Raw genomic sequence first — 555 nt, 5'->3', positions numbered from 1 at the left:
GGCGAGCGCCGCGCAGGAGGCGACCGCCCATGTCGGCACGGTGGCGGTGGCGGCCGAGGAACTCGGTGCCTCGGTGCAGGAGATCGGCCGGCAGGTTGACGGCTCCGCCGACCTCGCCCGGGGCGCGGTGGATCAGGCCGGCCGGACCGCGGGCCTGGTTCAGGAGCTAAGGGAGGCCGCGGGCCGGATCGGCGACGTGGTGCGGCTGATCTCCGACATCGCCGGCCAGACCAACCTGCTGGCGCTCAACGCCACGATCGAGGCGGCCCGGGCCGGCGAGGCCGGCCGGGGCTTCGCCGTCGTGGCCTCCGAGGTGAAGGCCCTGGCCGCGCAGACCGCCAGGGCGACCGACGAGATCACCGGACAGGTCGGCCGGATCCAGGGCGCGACCGGCCAGACCGTGGACGCCATCGACGGCATCACCGGCCGGATCCGCGAGATCGACGGGGTGGCGACCTCCATCGCGGCGGCAGTCGAGCAGCAGGGCGCGGCGACCCAGGAGATCGCCCGCAGCATCGCCGACGCGGCCGCCGGGACCGGTTCGGTCACCGGCAC

At 75.7% G+C, this 555-nt stretch carries 1 protein-coding gene; it reads left to right on the top strand.

What is annotated here, in order from left to right; all coding sequences use genetic code 11:
- The coding region (locus tag FV228_RS32270) for a methyl-accepting chemotaxis protein (protein ID WP_246694121.1) at positions 1-555 on the top strand (555 nt) is incomplete at both ends.

The organism is Methylobacterium sp. WL18, from assembly GCF_008040015.1.
Lineage (GTDB): Bacteria > Pseudomonadota > Alphaproteobacteria > Rhizobiales > Beijerinckiaceae > Methylobacterium > Methylobacterium mesophilicum.
The sequence above is the reverse complement of the archived record's forward strand: the minus strand, read 5'-3'. Positions and strand labels throughout refer to the sequence as shown.